The sequence below is a fragment of the Desulfovibrio gilichinskyi genome, assembly GCF_900177375.1.
Taxonomy (GTDB): domain Bacteria; phylum Desulfobacterota; class Desulfovibrionia; order Desulfovibrionales; family Desulfovibrionaceae; genus Maridesulfovibrio; species Maridesulfovibrio gilichinskyi.
In genome coordinates this window covers 670,571-684,188 of the sequence record NZ_FWZU01000001.1, presented here as the reverse complement: position 1 = coordinate 684,188, position 13,618 = coordinate 670,571, and the positions used below count along the sequence as shown (strand labels likewise).

Annotated in this window: 11 protein-coding genes; 7 read left to right on the top strand and 4 right to left on the bottom strand. The window is 40.3% G+C overall.

Translation table 11 applies throughout. The features are described from left to right. The first annotated feature begins 1 nt into the window (after nt 1). The 7 genes from B9N78_RS03220 to B9N78_RS03190 all read left to right on the top strand — a co-directional run bounded on the left by B9N78_RS03220 (nt 2) and on the right by B9N78_RS03190 (nt 8,819). On the top strand, nt 2–1,141 hold the full coding sequence (locus B9N78_RS03220; protein WP_085098196.1) for a tetratricopeptide repeat protein: 1,140 nt from the start codon (nt 2–4) through the stop codon (nt 1,139–1,141). 41 nt (nt 1,142–1,182) lie between these two features. Beyond that, the gene (mutS, locus tag B9N78_RS03215; protein ID WP_085099280.1) at nt 1,183–3,825 is read left to right on the top strand and encodes a DNA mismatch repair protein MutS; all 2,643 of its coding nucleotides are present in this window, start codon (nt 1,183–1,185) and stop codon (nt 3,823–3,825) included. Continuing rightward, complete coding sequence (locus B9N78_RS03210; RefSeq protein ID WP_085098193.1) at nt 3,825–4,277, top strand: hypothetical protein; 453 nt, start codon at nt 3,825–3,827, stop codon at nt 4,275–4,277. Before mutS ends, B9N78_RS03210 begins: the two co-directional genes overlap by 1 nt. A gap of 24 nt (nt 4,278–4,301) precedes the next feature. Continuing rightward, on the top strand, nt 4,302–5,540 hold the full coding sequence (gene lysA, locus B9N78_RS03205; protein ID WP_085098190.1) for a diaminopimelate decarboxylase: 1,239 nt from the start codon (nt 4,302–4,304) through the stop codon (nt 5,538–5,540). A 56-nt stretch (nt 5,541–5,596) separates the two neighbouring features. Next, nucleotides 5,597–6,325: a 16S rRNA (uracil(1498)-N(3))-methyltransferase gene (locus tag B9N78_RS03200; protein WP_085098188.1), complete on the top strand. Its 729-nt coding sequence runs from the start codon at nt 5,597–5,599 to the stop codon at nt 6,323–6,325. 27 nt (nt 6,326–6,352) lie between these two features. Continuing rightward, nucleotides 6,353–7,618 carry a replication-associated recombination protein A gene (locus tag B9N78_RS03195; RefSeq protein WP_085098185.1) on the top strand — a complete coding sequence of 422 codons (1,266 nt, stop codon included), beginning with the start codon at nt 6,353–6,355 and terminating at the stop codon, nt 7,616–7,618. Nucleotides 7,619–7,703: 85 nt separating this feature from the next. Continuing rightward, nucleotides 7,704–8,819, top strand: coding sequence for a sensor histidine kinase (locus B9N78_RS03190; RefSeq protein WP_085098180.1), 1,116 nt, complete (start codon nt 7,704–7,706; stop codon nt 8,817–8,819). 11 nt (nt 8,820–8,830) lie between these two features. On the opposite strand, the gene B9N78_RS03185 is transcribed toward B9N78_RS03190, so the two are convergent. The 4 genes from B9N78_RS03185 to B9N78_RS03170 form a co-directional block, all read right to left on the bottom strand. After that, a complete protein-coding gene (locus B9N78_RS03185) occupies nt 8,831–10,051 on the bottom strand; it encodes an HDOD domain-containing protein (RefSeq protein WP_085098177.1) in 1,221 nt (406 codons plus the stop codon). A 35-nt stretch (nt 10,052–10,086) separates the two neighbouring features. Continuing rightward, entirely contained in the window at nt 10,087–10,962 is an 876-nt protein-coding gene (locus B9N78_RS03180) for a CheR family methyltransferase (protein WP_085098175.1), read from the bottom strand. 78 nt (nt 10,963–11,040) lie between these two features. Further along, nucleotides 11,041–12,315, bottom strand: coding sequence for a CgeB family protein (locus B9N78_RS03175; RefSeq protein ID WP_085099276.1), 1,275 nt, complete (start codon nt 12,313–12,315; stop codon nt 11,041–11,043). An 11-nt stretch (nt 12,316–12,326) separates the two neighbouring features. Next, the gene (locus B9N78_RS03170) at nt 12,327–13,562 is read right to left on the bottom strand and encodes a glycosyltransferase family 9 protein (protein ID WP_085098172.1); all 1,236 of its coding nucleotides are present in this window, start codon (nt 13,560–13,562) and stop codon (nt 12,327–12,329) included. Nucleotides 13,563–13,618: the final 56 nt, after the last annotated feature.

Below are 13,618 nucleotides of genomic sequence, written 5' to 3'. Positions count from 1 at the left end.
AGTGTCTTTACTTAGCTTATTCAGGAAGAAAAAAACGACGGCGTCCGAAAATCGGGCGCCGTCTCATTCATCTGTTGCGGCTAAAACTAAAACGGGCCTTGCTGATACTCGCGCAGCTATTGATGAACTCAGTAAAGCTGTAAAGGATACCCCCGAGGCCGTTGAAATTTATCTTGCACTTGGTAACCTTTACAGGTCTCAAGGCGAGATTGAAAGGGCCGCGCAAATCCGAAACAGCTTGATTGTACGCCCGGGGCTGGCCCCTGCAACCAAAGCACGTGCTCTTTATGAGCTTGGAAGAGATTTCAGTCGCGGCGGTTTTCTAGATCGTGCGGTAAGTGCCTTTGAAAAGGCTCAGGAAATTGAAGGAGAATCTCCGGAAATTTTAACTGAACTGGCCATCATTGCTGCTGGAAGCAGAGAATTTGAAAAAGCGGCATTCTACTATTCTAAACTCAACCAGCCACTTCAGGAATCCCACTATTTAGCCAGATGTGCAGAAGCTGAATTCAGCTACGGTGATGAAAACATTGCACTTGATACTCTTAAAAAAGCATTGCGAATTTATCCTAGCTCTACTGAGTCATGGTTGTTAATTCTGGCAAGACTCAAGAAAAACGGTTCACTTGATAAATTCAGAAAAAAATTTCGTGAAGCACTTCAAAGCATTCCCAGACATCTACGCTTTGTACTGGTTGAAGGGCTTCTGAGTGAATCAACAATTTTCGGAGATACTCCAACAAGTATTTCAACCGCTGACACAGTTAAGAATTATTCGTTTTATGAAGTGATGGTTCAAGAAATCGAAGCTGCCGACCCTGATGTCAGTATGCATTATTACGGAGCAAAACTTCTCCAGCTATGCAAAAAAGATGAAGAAGCCAGCCTTTGGCTTGAAAAGACGCTGATTCTTAATCAAAATTTCTGGCTAGCCAGACTTGAACTTTTTAATCTTGCTCAGGAGCAACAGCAGTTAACTCCGTCATTTAAAAATCAGCTGGATTTTTTTGTTAACATTGCCCACAACATTAAGCGATTCACCTGTTCAAGTTGCGGTTTCAAACGTGATCGAATTTTCTTTGTCTGTCCCAGATGCCGCAGTTGGCATTCAATAACGTTTCGCAAAGAATTGAACCAATAACCCCTAGTGATAATATTGTGAGCACACCTAAACTCACCCCGATGTTCGAGCAGTATCTCCAGATTAAGGAAGATCATCCCGACTCACTCCTTTTTTACAGGATGGGCGACTTTTACGAACTTTTTTTTGAAGATGCGGAGATCGCTGCCCGTGAGCTGCAGATTTCGCTTACCTGTAGAAATCCTAACTCCGAAGTGAAAACACCCATGTGCGGTGTTCCGCATCATGCTGTAGATGCATATCTTTCACGTCTTCTTGAAAAAGGTTACAAAATTGCGCTTTGCGATCAAATTGAAGACCCTAAGTTAGCAAAAGGATTAGTTAAAAGAGCTGTAACACGAATTTTCACACCCGGAACGGTTGTTGAAGATTCTACGCTAAGTGCTAAAGCGAACAATTTTCTTGCCGCCCTTATCTGGGACGAAGCAAAGTCTGCCGGCGGTCTTGCCTGGATAGATTTTTCTACAGGGCAATGGAGTGGAGTTTTAAGTAAAACGGAAGCCGATTTATGGCAGTGGGCTATAAAGGTCGGCCCGAAAGAACTTATTCTTCAGCAGGGCAAAGTTGTTCCTACCCATTATGGGGAGATAGATGCACGCATAACCCCTGCCCCGTCTGCCGGATTTTTTAATCTGAAAACAGCCCGTGATAATATTTTAGAAGTTCAAAATGTTGCTGATCTGGAAGCACTTGATCTTGAAGATAAACCGCAACTGACACAGGCTTGCGGCGCACTTATTGCTTACCTTCGTCAGACACAGATGCAGGAGCTCAGCCATTTAGGTGAGTTTAGACCTCTAAGCTTATCTAAATATATGATACTGGATGAAGTAACCGAAAGAAACCTTGAGCTGTTCAGACGCCTTGACGGAAAAACAGGCAAAGGCACACTTTTAGCTGTTTTAGATAAAACAATGACTCCTATGGGCGGAAGACTTCTTTCTACCCGCTTAAAGCAGCCTTGGCGCGATTTGGCACCGATCGAACATAATCAAAAAGCGGTAACTTTTTTTTATGAGAATGATTCTGTACGCGCAACGATCCGTAAACTTTTAGATACTATTTACGATCTGGAACGCCTTTCGACACGTGTTGTTCTCGGTAGAGCCAATCCTAAAGATTTTATAAGTCTCAAAGAGAGTCTTAAAAATTTACCTCCGATGCAGTATGAACTGCAAACAGCAATTACGTCAGTTGAAGAAACTAATTCTATCGCAGTTGCGCAGGCTCTTAGGACTATTGTCGCCAAATGGGATTCAATGTCTGACGTTACGGACCTTTTAGAAAAAGCAATGGTAGACTCCCCGCCTCCGGTGATTACGGAGGGAGGTCTTTTCAAGCTTGGCTACAACGCTGAACTTGACGAATTTATTGAGCTGACAGAGCACGGCGAAGCTAAACTTGCAGAGCTGCTTGAGCATGAAAAAGAAAGTTGCGATCTGCCGAAGCTTAAAATCGGGTATAATAAAGTTTTCGGATATTATTTTGAAATATCAAAAGCATTCAAAGGACAGGTGCCTGATTACTTTGAACGACGCCAGACCCTTGTAAACTGTGAAAGATATATTTCTCCTCAGCTAAAAGAGCTTGAAGATAAACTTATTTCAGCATCTGAACAGCGTAAGAAGCTGGAATATAATCTTTTCCAAGCTATACGAGATGAAGTCGCCAAAAATCGCAGCCGTTTTATGTTCATGGCTGATGCCATATCAGCAATAGATTTCTGGCAAGGACTCGCTGAAGCTGCCCGCATCAATAGGTGGGTGTGCCCGGAAGTACATGCCGGAATGGAAGTTGTCGTATCAGAAGGTCGTCACCCTGTTGTTGAAGCTGTGCAAGGTTCTGCAAACTATATTCCCAACAACCTTACAATTGATGAAAAACGCCGTATTTTGCTTATTACCGGTCCGAATATGGCTGGTAAATCAACTGTTCTTCGGCAAATTGCACTTATGGGAATAATGGCCCAGATGGGTTCCTACATCCCTGCTTCAAGTGGGCGAATCGGACTTATGGACCGCGTTTTTTCAAGGGTTGGAGCATCGGATAATCTAGCGCAAGGGCAATCCACATTCATGGTTGAAATGATGGAAACAGCTCGCATTTTAAGACAGGCTTCAAAACGCAGTCTTGTTATTCTTGATGAAATAGGACGCGGAACGAGTACCTTTGACGGGCTTGCTTTAGCATGGGCTGTTGTGGAAGAACTTTCAAAAAGAGCTCGCGGTGGTATTCGCACACTTTTCGCAACGCATTATCATGAACTGACTTCTCTTGAAGGTGTTATTGACGGGCTTAGGAACTTCAATATTGCTGTCAGGGAATGGAAAGGTGATATTCTTTTTTTAAGACGCCTTGTTCCGGGACCTGCTGACAAAAGTTATGGTATTGAAGTCGCTAAACTAGCAGGTGTTCCAAAACCTGTTGTTTCACGGGCAAGAGAAATTCTTGCGAATCTCGAAGAAAAATCACATGATAGCAACTTGCGCTCCGGCACACAGACTACTATTGTGCAAAGCATACTGCCGGGAATGATTGCTTCCGGCACAAATGATAAAAAGGATATTCCACCTGAAGATCACGAAATAATTAAAGAACTTCGTCATCTTGATATAAATGGATTATCACCGATTGAAGCTATTACTCTGCTGAATCAGTGGAAAAAATCACTGGGAGATAATTGATGAAAAGTTTTTCCTTTAAAAAATGTTTTTTGCTGACTCTTTTAATGGTTACGTTACTTTCTGTAACCGGTTGCGGAGTAAAAATGTGGCCTTCTCCTCAGAATAATGAGGATATTTTCAGTTTTGCTTCGATTACAGGCCGTAGAACCGGTGAATGTCTTAAGGTAGCGGTTAAGATTAACGGTGCTTTTAAAAATGTTGACAATTTAAGCCTCCAGTTTCAAGCTGACGGAGACGGTCCGGGAGAAGGTTGTCCTACCTGTCCTTTCTTCCCTGCTATTCGCAAGCAATTCACCCCCGGTTCAGAAGGTATCCAATCAGACGGTTCTACTTTCGTATTCAGTCAATGCGGACTTGATCCGAATAAAAGCTACCGCTACAGAGTTGTCGGACGAAATATCTATGAAGCTCTTGGAGTCGTCATTTCTGACGTATATATAGTCACCCCCTAATTTAGAGAATGGAGTTCTTGGATCATGAATCATTTCGAATTTAAAAATAATGAACTTTTCGCAGAAAATGTAAATATTTCAGAATTGGCGAAAGAGTACGGCACACCACTCTATGTCTATTCTGCTGCAACTTTTCGCAGACATTTTAAAGCTTTTGATTCAGCTTTTAATGGTTTGGATCACCTCACATGTTTCTCAGTAAAAGCTAATTCCAACTTAAGCCTTCTTAAGTTGCTTGCCGAACAAGGCGCAGGGATGGATATTGTTTCCGGCGGAGAATTATACAGAGCTCTTAAAGCAGGTGTTCCTGCTAACCGCATTGTTTACTCCGGCGTAGGTAAAAAAGCATACGAAATTGCTGAAGCTCTTAAAGCCGACATACTTATGTTCAACGTTGAGTCTGTTGCGGAACTTCATAATATCAATGAAGTCGCAATCTCTATGAATAAAACGGCCAGAATCAGTTTCCGTATCAACCCTGACGTTGATCCAAAGACTCATCCTTACATTTCTACCGGAATGAAAAAGAATAAATTCGGCCTTGATATGGAGACCGCTCTTACTGCTTATCAAACAGCAAAAAAATTATCTAATATCGAACCAATCGGAATGGATTGTCACATCGGTTCACAGCTGACAACCATTGAGCCTTTCCTCGAAGCTCTTGATAAACTTCTGGCATTTAAAGATAAACTTTCCGATATTGGCATTGAAATCAGTCATTTTGACCTTGGCGGCGGACTCGGTATCACTTATGATGATGAACAGCCTCCTCACCCTAAAGAATTTGGTGAAGCATTAACAAAAGCACTTGAAGGTCGAAACCTTAAAGTTATACTTGAACCCGGTAGAGTTATTTCCGGAAATGCAGGGATTTTGGTTACTGAAGTAATTTATACCAAGAGCACCCCTACAAAGAATTTCCTTATCGTAGATGCCGGAATGAATGATCTCATCCGCCCTTCTCTTTATCAGTCGTTCCACAACATATCCGAAGTTGTGAAACACGATCGGTCAAATGTAGAAGTTGATGTTGTCGGCCCTATTTGTGAATCCGGTGATTTTCTTGCTCATGATCGCGAACTGCCTGAAATGAAACAGGGTGAACTTCTTGCCGTATATTCCGCCGGAGCTTATGGCTTCACAATGTCATCCAACTATAACTCACGCCTCAGAGCTGCTGAGATTATTGTTGATGGAGATGATATTATCGTTGCACGCAGAAGAGAGACATACGAGGATCTTCTTAATCTGGAATCTTAATTTTACTGGAGGCCGGAAAAATCCGGCCTCCAGTTTTTAACAGGTTAACTAAAAAAATGGCCCGCCTAAATTCATTTTATATCTCACCGGAAAATTGGATTTCACCTTTTATACTTGAAGGTAGTGAAGCCAGACATATGTGCAAAGTCCTTCGCACCCGCGAAGGTGACTCTGTACGGCTTTTTGACGGGATCGGCAGAGAAGGTCTCTTCAAAGTTGAAAGCATTTCTAAAAACCGCGTAATATTACAGCTTGATAGTGAAAGCATTCAAAATGATTCTCGCGGTCTCACTCTGGCTATCGGCTGGAATAAATCTAATAGAAGAAATTGGTTACTGGAAAAAAGTGTTGAACTTCAAGCACGTGGGCTTATTTTTTTCCAGAGTGAATTCAGTCAGGGCAAAGTTCCTGAAATTCCCAAAGATACGTGGCATGAAAAGAATGTTGCTGCGGCTAAGCAATGCGGAAATGTTTGGCTTCCTAAAATTGAAACATTGTCGGGAAATATTGAAGCTTTGATTGAAAAATCCAAAGAGTTCTCTAATAAAATTATTTTATGGGAAAAGGCTGAAATAGAAACTGTACCGGACTATGGCGTTTTTGCGCAAGAATCGACTTTGGCAGTAATTGGGCCGGAAGGCGGATTCAGTGCACATGAAGCAGAATTACTGCTAAATAACGAATTTAAAAAATGCAGTCTCGGGGACAGTATTCTACGGTGGGAAACTGCGGCTCTCTTATGTCTTGGAGCGGCCTACCTTGAAAAACAAAAGCAATCCTCATAAAATTTCATCCCCTACGGAGATTCTCCAGTGAAGCTTGAGCTAACTGATAACCAGCCCCTTGCCGATCGTATACGCCCTACTACTTTATCTCAATTTGTAGGACAGGTGCATCTTCGTGAACGCATTGAAGCCTTTGAAAGATCAAAAAGATTACCGAGTTTATTGCTTTTCGGTCCTCCCGGATGCGGAAAGTCTACACTGGCATTGCTTCTCGCTCAGTCAACAGGTCGGCATTATATGCGACTAAGTGCGCCGGAAGCCGGGATTGCTGCACTTAGAAAGCAACTTGCCGGAATGGATATTCTCATTCTTGATGAGCTTCACCGTTTTTCAAAAGCTCAACAGGATTTTTTCCTCCCGATTCTAGAATCCGGGGAAATAACTTTACTGGCTACAACAACTGAAAATCCTTCGTTCAGCGTTACAAAGCAGCTTTTATCACGACTTCATGTTCTACGGCTTCGTCCTCTGACTAAGCTGGATTTAGTAAATATTGCTAAAAGAGCAACTGAGGAACTGGGCTTTGAATTAAAGGATGAAAGTTTGAATCTTATTTCTTCAATGTCAGGCGGAGACGGTCGAACTCTTCTTAATCTGCTTGAGTACACGTCACAGCTTCCTGAAGAAAAAAGAGAACCTGAAAAACTCAGAGCAATCCTGCCGGAAACAATTATCCGCGGTGATCGTGATGGTGATTCACATTATGAATTAGCTTCAGCCATGATTAAATCAATACGCGGGAGTGATCCGGATGCGGCCCTTTATTATTTGGGGTGTTTGCTTGAAAGCGGTGAAGATCCAAAATTTATCACCCGCAGGCTGATAATTTCTGCCGGTGAAGATGTAGGTCTTGCTGATCCTTCAGCTCTTACATTGGCCGTATCATGTCAGCAAGCTGTTGAATTTATTGGTATGCCTGAAGGATTTATTCCTCTTTCGGAAACAGTTGTATACCTCGCGCTTGCTCCCAAAAGTAATACAACCTATGCGGCCTATCATACAGTGAAGCAGGAAATAAGGCAAAACGGAATGCTCCCTGTTCCACTTCATCTTAGAAATGCCACATCTGCTATCCAAAAAGAATGGGGATATGGCCGCAATTATAAATATCCGCACTCGTTTCCCAAGGCTTGGGTTGAGCAGAGTTATCTGCCGCCTGAACTTTCTGAACGTTCTTTCTATCAATCGAAAGATCAAGGTGAAGAACCTCGTCTTAACGCATGGGTAAAAGGTCAGAAAAGATCTGCGCACCCAAGAATGGAACCTCCTTCCAGCCGGAATTCTAAAAAATAACTTCTCTGCTTCTTTAGTGTTATATATTGCCAGTTTTCGATGTGGAGTGTATTATTATAAATAAAACTCTATCTCAGGAATGGCTATGTCATCGTTAAAAAAAATTATTATCGAAAATATTCTCACCAGTCTTAGCGCCGGATTAATGGTTATTTCCAATATAGGGAAAATTATTTTTCTGAACAGATCCGCATGCGAAATACTCGGGCTTACTCTTGAGGAACATATCGGAAGCGGCTGGGGTGAATTGTTTATTACTGATGATATTCATAATATAGAATTTAATCAGGTTATTATTGACGCTATTACAGAGCAGGAAGTCGGACGGAAGCATAATGTTTTTTTCAGTCTTAATAATAAAAAGTGCACTAAAAGATTATCAATAACCTCCTCTTTTCTTACAGAAGATGAAAACACGTTAGGAATGGTTTTTCTTTTTGAAGACGTTACAGATATTTATCTTTCTGAAGAACGGGAAAAGAAGATGTTATCCAGAAATGTTGAACTGCAAAAAGAACGTGCAGCGGGGCTTGATAGTCTCGCACAAGCCGTTGCTCACCAAGTTTTAAACCCCACAACAGTCATCGGTGGACTTGCGAATTTAATTTCCAGAAAACTACCTTCAGATGATCCTTTGAATCGAGATATTAAGGTAATTGCTGAAGAAGCAAAGAAATTGGAAGAACTGGTAAAGGCTGTAAGAAGCTACTCCACTATTCCAACAGCAAATACTACAGAAGTTGAAACTGATGTTATTTTCAGACACGCAGTTGAAATTACGAATAAAATATTATCAGAAATAGGTGAAGATATTACCGTTAAACTGGAAAGTAATATACCTTTTCTAAGAGTAGACCATGATTTGTTTATTTCTGCTATTATTGAACTTTTACTGAATTGCAGTAATTTTACACCGGAACTTTCAACTGATGTCAGAATTAAAATTTCCCAAATAAAAGACATTATATCAATTAAAATAATTGATCACGGGATGGGAATTGAAGCTCAATACCTACCTTATGTACTCGATCCTTTCTTCTCAACAAAAGCGAAAGGAATCGGCATGGGACTTTCGCTTGTTAAAAAAATTATTTTCGAACATCACGGAAAAATCTCCATTGAAAGTGCCGGAGAACTTAAAGGGACAACCGTAACAATTTATCTGCCAAGCTCAAACGGTAACGGCAGTTGTTACTCGTAATCTTGTTATTATCAGCAAAAAAAAGCTTGGAAAAGTTCCTCAATCTGGAGGTCGTAATCTTCAACAATACCTGTCAGGCTTTCCGCGTCAATTCCGAGCAATTCCCATGCTCCGTCTTCAATCCCGGGAAGCACATACATTCCGCCGTCAGAAATACCGATAGCATTCGCTAAATTATCCGCAACTTGAAGAATTGTTGCCTGAAGTTTATACTCCTCCGTGTGCGGATAATGATGATTACTAATAATTTCAGTTAATTCTGTAGGAAAATTCCATTTTCTCAGCATGTCTTTTGCTACTTGAGTATGGTTAAATCCCAAAGTCATATCTTCTGCTTCAACAAGTGGAATAAAATTTTCACGAGCAGAAAGCATTGCCTGAATAGAGCTGCACGGCATTTTTTTAAAAATGATAAGTTTACCGACATCATGCAGTAATCCGGCGGTAAACATTACTTCAGGAATAACTCCTTTCACCTTTTCAGCAATAATTTTAGAAAAAACTCCGCAAGTTAATGAATGCATCCAAAATGTTCGCATATCAATAAGTTCAGGCGGAATGTCTTTAAAATAACTTATAGTTGAAAGCCCCAAAGCAAGAGTGCAAAGCTCTCTGCTGCCGACAAGAGTAACAGCGCGTACAAGTGAGTTGACCTCGGAAGGGAATCCATAAAGAGGACTATTTACGAGTTTCAACAGCTGAGTGGAAATACCTACATCAAGCCCGACAACAGCTGCAATCTCTTGAGCAGAAGCTTTCGGATTATCAACAACTTTTTTTACTTTAAAGAAAATATCCGGAAAAGAAGCAATTTTAATTTCAGCATCAACAACATCTTCAACTTTACCTTCATCACGGAAGAAAAGATCTCGCATGTCATCAAGTTCTGAAACAGTTTGCTCTTCATACGTAGGAAGAGTCCACCCTTCCATAAGTTTTATGGCAGTTCTGTAAACGGCTATATCAAACATCTTAATCATCGCAGGATGATCATGGTTTACAAACATAAAGTAATCACGAACATATCCGAATGATTTTTTGAGAGTTTCTTCATCAGGTTCAGATTTAGGGGAACTGTAAACAGTAATTTTTCCTATACCCTGCCGCTGAAAAAAAGTTATATTACTGTTTGTTATTACTGAACCTTTCGGAAGCAGCAATCTCCCTGATTGAAGTAAGTCTCTAGCTAAAATCATGCCCGGTTCAAGATCATCAATGCCTACAGTACGCATCGCAACACCTCATAAAATAAAGTTAAAGCCAGATTTTATACCTTTCTGTAAGAGATAGCACCCGTGTGATGTTTGGCTTTAAAGGTATTTGTTATCGTATGTAAAGACTCAGAGTGGCCGACATATAAATGTCCACTTTCTATTAAATTGTCGTAAAAAGCTCTAAGTACTCTTTTTTTCATTTCTTTATCAAAATATATTATCACATTTCTGCAAAAAATAATATCAGATTTAGGCACTTTTTTTAGCGCGGTAAGATCATTCAGATTGATCTTATCAAACCTTACCAGACGTTTGATTTCAGGGCTGATCTGATAAACTCCTTCTTCACTTTCTGTAAAATACTTTTTTGTAATAGCAGCTTCTGTCGTTTTCAACGCATATTTTGTATATTCACCTTTTTTAGCTTTTTCGATTACAGAAGATGAAATATCCGTGGCAGTAATTTGAATACGCCATTTAGGAAGCTCTGTTTTCAGCACTTCATGTAGAATCATTGATAATGTGTAGGGTTCTTCACCTGATGAGCATCCTGCGGACCAAATCTTGAGTTCCAAACGCCCTGACTTACGTTTGGCATCAAGAATTTCCATCAATGAATCATTTGTAAAAACTTTAAGCTGCGGGTTATCTCTGAAAAAACTTGTTTCATTTGTTGTAATGAGGTCAGCAAGTTTATTTAATTCAACTACCCGGTTTTTATCATATTTTATATAATCAATGTATTCTTTAAAGCTTTTTAAATTTAACTCATTTATGCGAGCGGAAAATCTGTTTTCCACAAGATATTTTCTGTTATCGTTCAGGAAAATACCGAATAATTCATAAATAATATCTCTTAATTGAGTAAACTCCAGCATGGAAATTTTAATTCCGCCACTAAAGCCTCTATTTGAAAAAAGTGCCGCCATAAATTTGTCTCTCTAAAATTTAATTACAAAATAAGAGCATTAATTGAATAATTGTTATATTATAAAAAAACATAATGCTTATCTTTTGTATGTTTTTTTCCATTCGTCCAAGAATAAAATTGCCGTATCAAGAGGACTTAATTCACCATGCTGCATTCGAACTGCACTGACAAGATCTTCAAAATTAACGCTTAGGGGCAATCCTAACTTCTCTATCAGTTGTATCACATTATTTTTTATATCCTCAGGGAAATCCTGTCCAAAAAATGTATCAGACTCTCTTTCTTTCGGCCATCCTAAAATTTTTTCCGTAGCGAAATTAATCAGTGTCTGCATTCGGATTACGTACGTATGATCAGCAAGAACCCTTTTGCGCCCTTTTTCAGCATAAGACTTTCTTTCTTCCGGATGATCCAGAAAATAGCTGATTTTATCATCAAGATCCTTAAGATTATCAAAATAGGCGAGTTCGCCATCCTTGAAAGCTTCAGGCATAAGCTTTCGACGATCCACTAATTGAAAGGCTCCGCAAGCGGCAATCTCAAAAGTTCGTGGGTTGATAAAATCTCCATCACTGACAATATTATCCACATTGATAGAAGAGTGAAGGTTTAAATTAATCTTTGTCGCATTGAATATTTTTACGCATTCCTCTGACGACACTCTACGGCCGCCAAGCTGAATATACTTATCAAGGACGTGATCTCCTTCCCATTCAGAACCCCAAATTTTGAGGCCGTGGTGGATAAGAGTTCTAAAAGCCATACGCCTGTTAGGGTACCCAGCCCCCATGAACGAGACATCAGAGCCATACTTACGTGTATCAATTGAATTAATATCAAGCGGCCTGTGAAATTCAGGATGCGCCGCCAAAGGGAGATAAAGAGTGTTTTCAACTCCTATATCCTTAAGTTTATCAAAAAAATGATCTTTCTGAATCACTGCAAAAATATCATAAAGCGGCGCGAAACTCTGCCAATAAGTAAAAAGTCTGAAGTCTTCAACAAACCACATGGCCGTTAAAACGTTATCGCGGCGAAGCCTTTTAAGAGCCTGATGGGTAAGCGGAGCCTGGGCCATGGAAAGCACCATGTCCGGCTCAAATGTTTCAGTCTTGGCCAAAACGGCTTGTGACAACACTTGCAGAAAACTGTTCTGTAAGTATTGATGCCTGTCAGAAGTGACTTTGAGGTTATCAAGAGCATTGTAGGCATCGTAGAATTCAGGGGCTTCAAAAGTTTCGACGAGATGCCCCATCTCTTTAAGCGCGGCGACGCAAAACCTTCCAACCGGCAAAGATCCACCATAAAGCGGCAGCACAACCAATATTCTCAATACTTTTTTTGAATTCATAATTTTTTCTTTCAACATACTAACCTCGATCCTGTTACCCAGTCTTTTTCTTTATAAAACTTTTCCGCCAGTTCAGGAAAAGGTCCATGTTCACCGAGATCAAGTATACCAAGATGACAACCAATAAACTGCCGTATTCTATCACGACGTTTGGAACCGATGTCTTGCCCTGCTTTTAAAACGTAATTAGTTCCTAAAAAATCACACTCAGATTCAAAAACAGACAACCCGTGCGGTAAATGCTCTGCTTTACGTGTAACAATAAATCTCGCCAAGTTTGAGTTATTAAATGGCCCAAGACATTTTAAATCATTATAGCAAGGCTGAGATTCAACACACGGAGAGCAATCAAAATCAGCCTGAATTACGGTATGCCCTTTTCCATAAGGTCCAGTTTCACTGCACCATGCAGAGGAAAGGAAGAAACCTAAAACCGGGGTTCCTAAATGTGCTGCCAAGTGCATGGTTCCGGTATCCGGTGTCATTAACAAATCAAGATTTGAAACAGATTCTACAAGTTCTTTCCAATCTGTTTTACCTATAAGATTAACGGTATCTTTAATTATAGATGGAGGGAGTTTACTAAGAAGTTTTTCGCCGGCTTTTTTTTCTGAGGAACCACCTAGTAAAAATATCTTTTTATTTTTATTAGCCGACCTTGCAGCTAAAATCAGCGGAGCAAAAACATCAAACGGAAGTGAGCGACGTGATTCACGTCCAGCCATTACTACCCCTATTCCGCCGTTTCCGGGAATAGCAACCGGGTTAACATCTGAAGCCGGAATCATTTCAGGACTTAGTGCAGCCCAGTAATCTACGATATTTATGTTACTACGTCTTTCCGTTGCAAAGCGAAATGCCAGGTCAAACCAAGGATCCTTAACAGTCTGTCCATTAATCATTTTATGTCCCACTACTTTTTTAGAATCAAAAAGCGAAGACAGCGCGTAGTTCATCGATGAAAAATTTAAATTGTAAATCTGATCAAAATTAATATTTTCAAGAACCTGAAAAATTTTGTAGTTAACTGTAAAAGTCGAGGATATACCATTATCATTAACCCCGGTACCGTGCGCAATCAGAGCATGGACGACACAATCAGGATAAATGATTTCAGCCAGATCTTTAAGCGAACGGTCGACACAGAGATGAACTTCAAATCCACGACGCGTTAGTGTAAGGATAAGCCGCTTGGTCTGGACAAGGTCACCAAACCTTGTAAGTTGTACAACGAGTGCTCGTTTCATAAAAATTTCCATTTGTTTCAGAATTATTCCGCCTAAAAATATATATGTTTATCTGT

Excerpts from the sequence above, each read along its gene's own strand:
- mutS (WP_085099280.1), top strand. The coding sequence starts at position 1,183 with ATGTTCGAGCAGTATCTCCAGATTAAGGAAGATCATCCCGACTCACTC.
- B9N78_RS03210 (WP_085098193.1), top strand. The coding sequence starts at position 3,825 with ATGAAAAGTTTTTCCTTTAAAAAATGTTTTTTGCTGACTCTTTTAATG.
- lysA (WP_085098190.1), top strand. The coding sequence starts at position 4,302 with ATGAATCATTTCGAATTTAAAAATAATGAACTTTTCGCAGAAAATGTA.
- B9N78_RS03200 (WP_085098188.1), top strand. The coding sequence starts at position 5,597 with ATGGCCCGCCTAAATTCATTTTATATCTCACCGGAAAATTGGATTTCA.
- B9N78_RS03190 (WP_085098180.1), top strand. The coding sequence starts at position 7,704 with ATGTCATCGTTAAAAAAAATTATTATCGAAAATATTCTCACCAGTCTT.
- B9N78_RS03185 (WP_085098177.1), bottom strand. The coding sequence starts at position 10,051 with ATGCGTACTGTAGGCATTGATGATCTTGAACCGGGCATGATTTTAGCT.
- B9N78_RS03180 (WP_085098175.1), bottom strand. The coding sequence starts at position 10,962 with ATGGCGGCACTTTTTTCAAATAGAGGCTTTAGTGGCGGAATTAAAATT.
- B9N78_RS03175 (WP_085099276.1), bottom strand. The coding sequence starts at position 12,315 with ATGAATTCAAAAAAAGTATTGAGAATATTGGTTGTGCTGCCGCTTTAT.
- B9N78_RS03170 (WP_085098172.1), bottom strand. The coding sequence starts at position 13,562 with ATGAAACGAGCACTCGTTGTACAACTTACAAGGTTTGGTGACCTTGTC.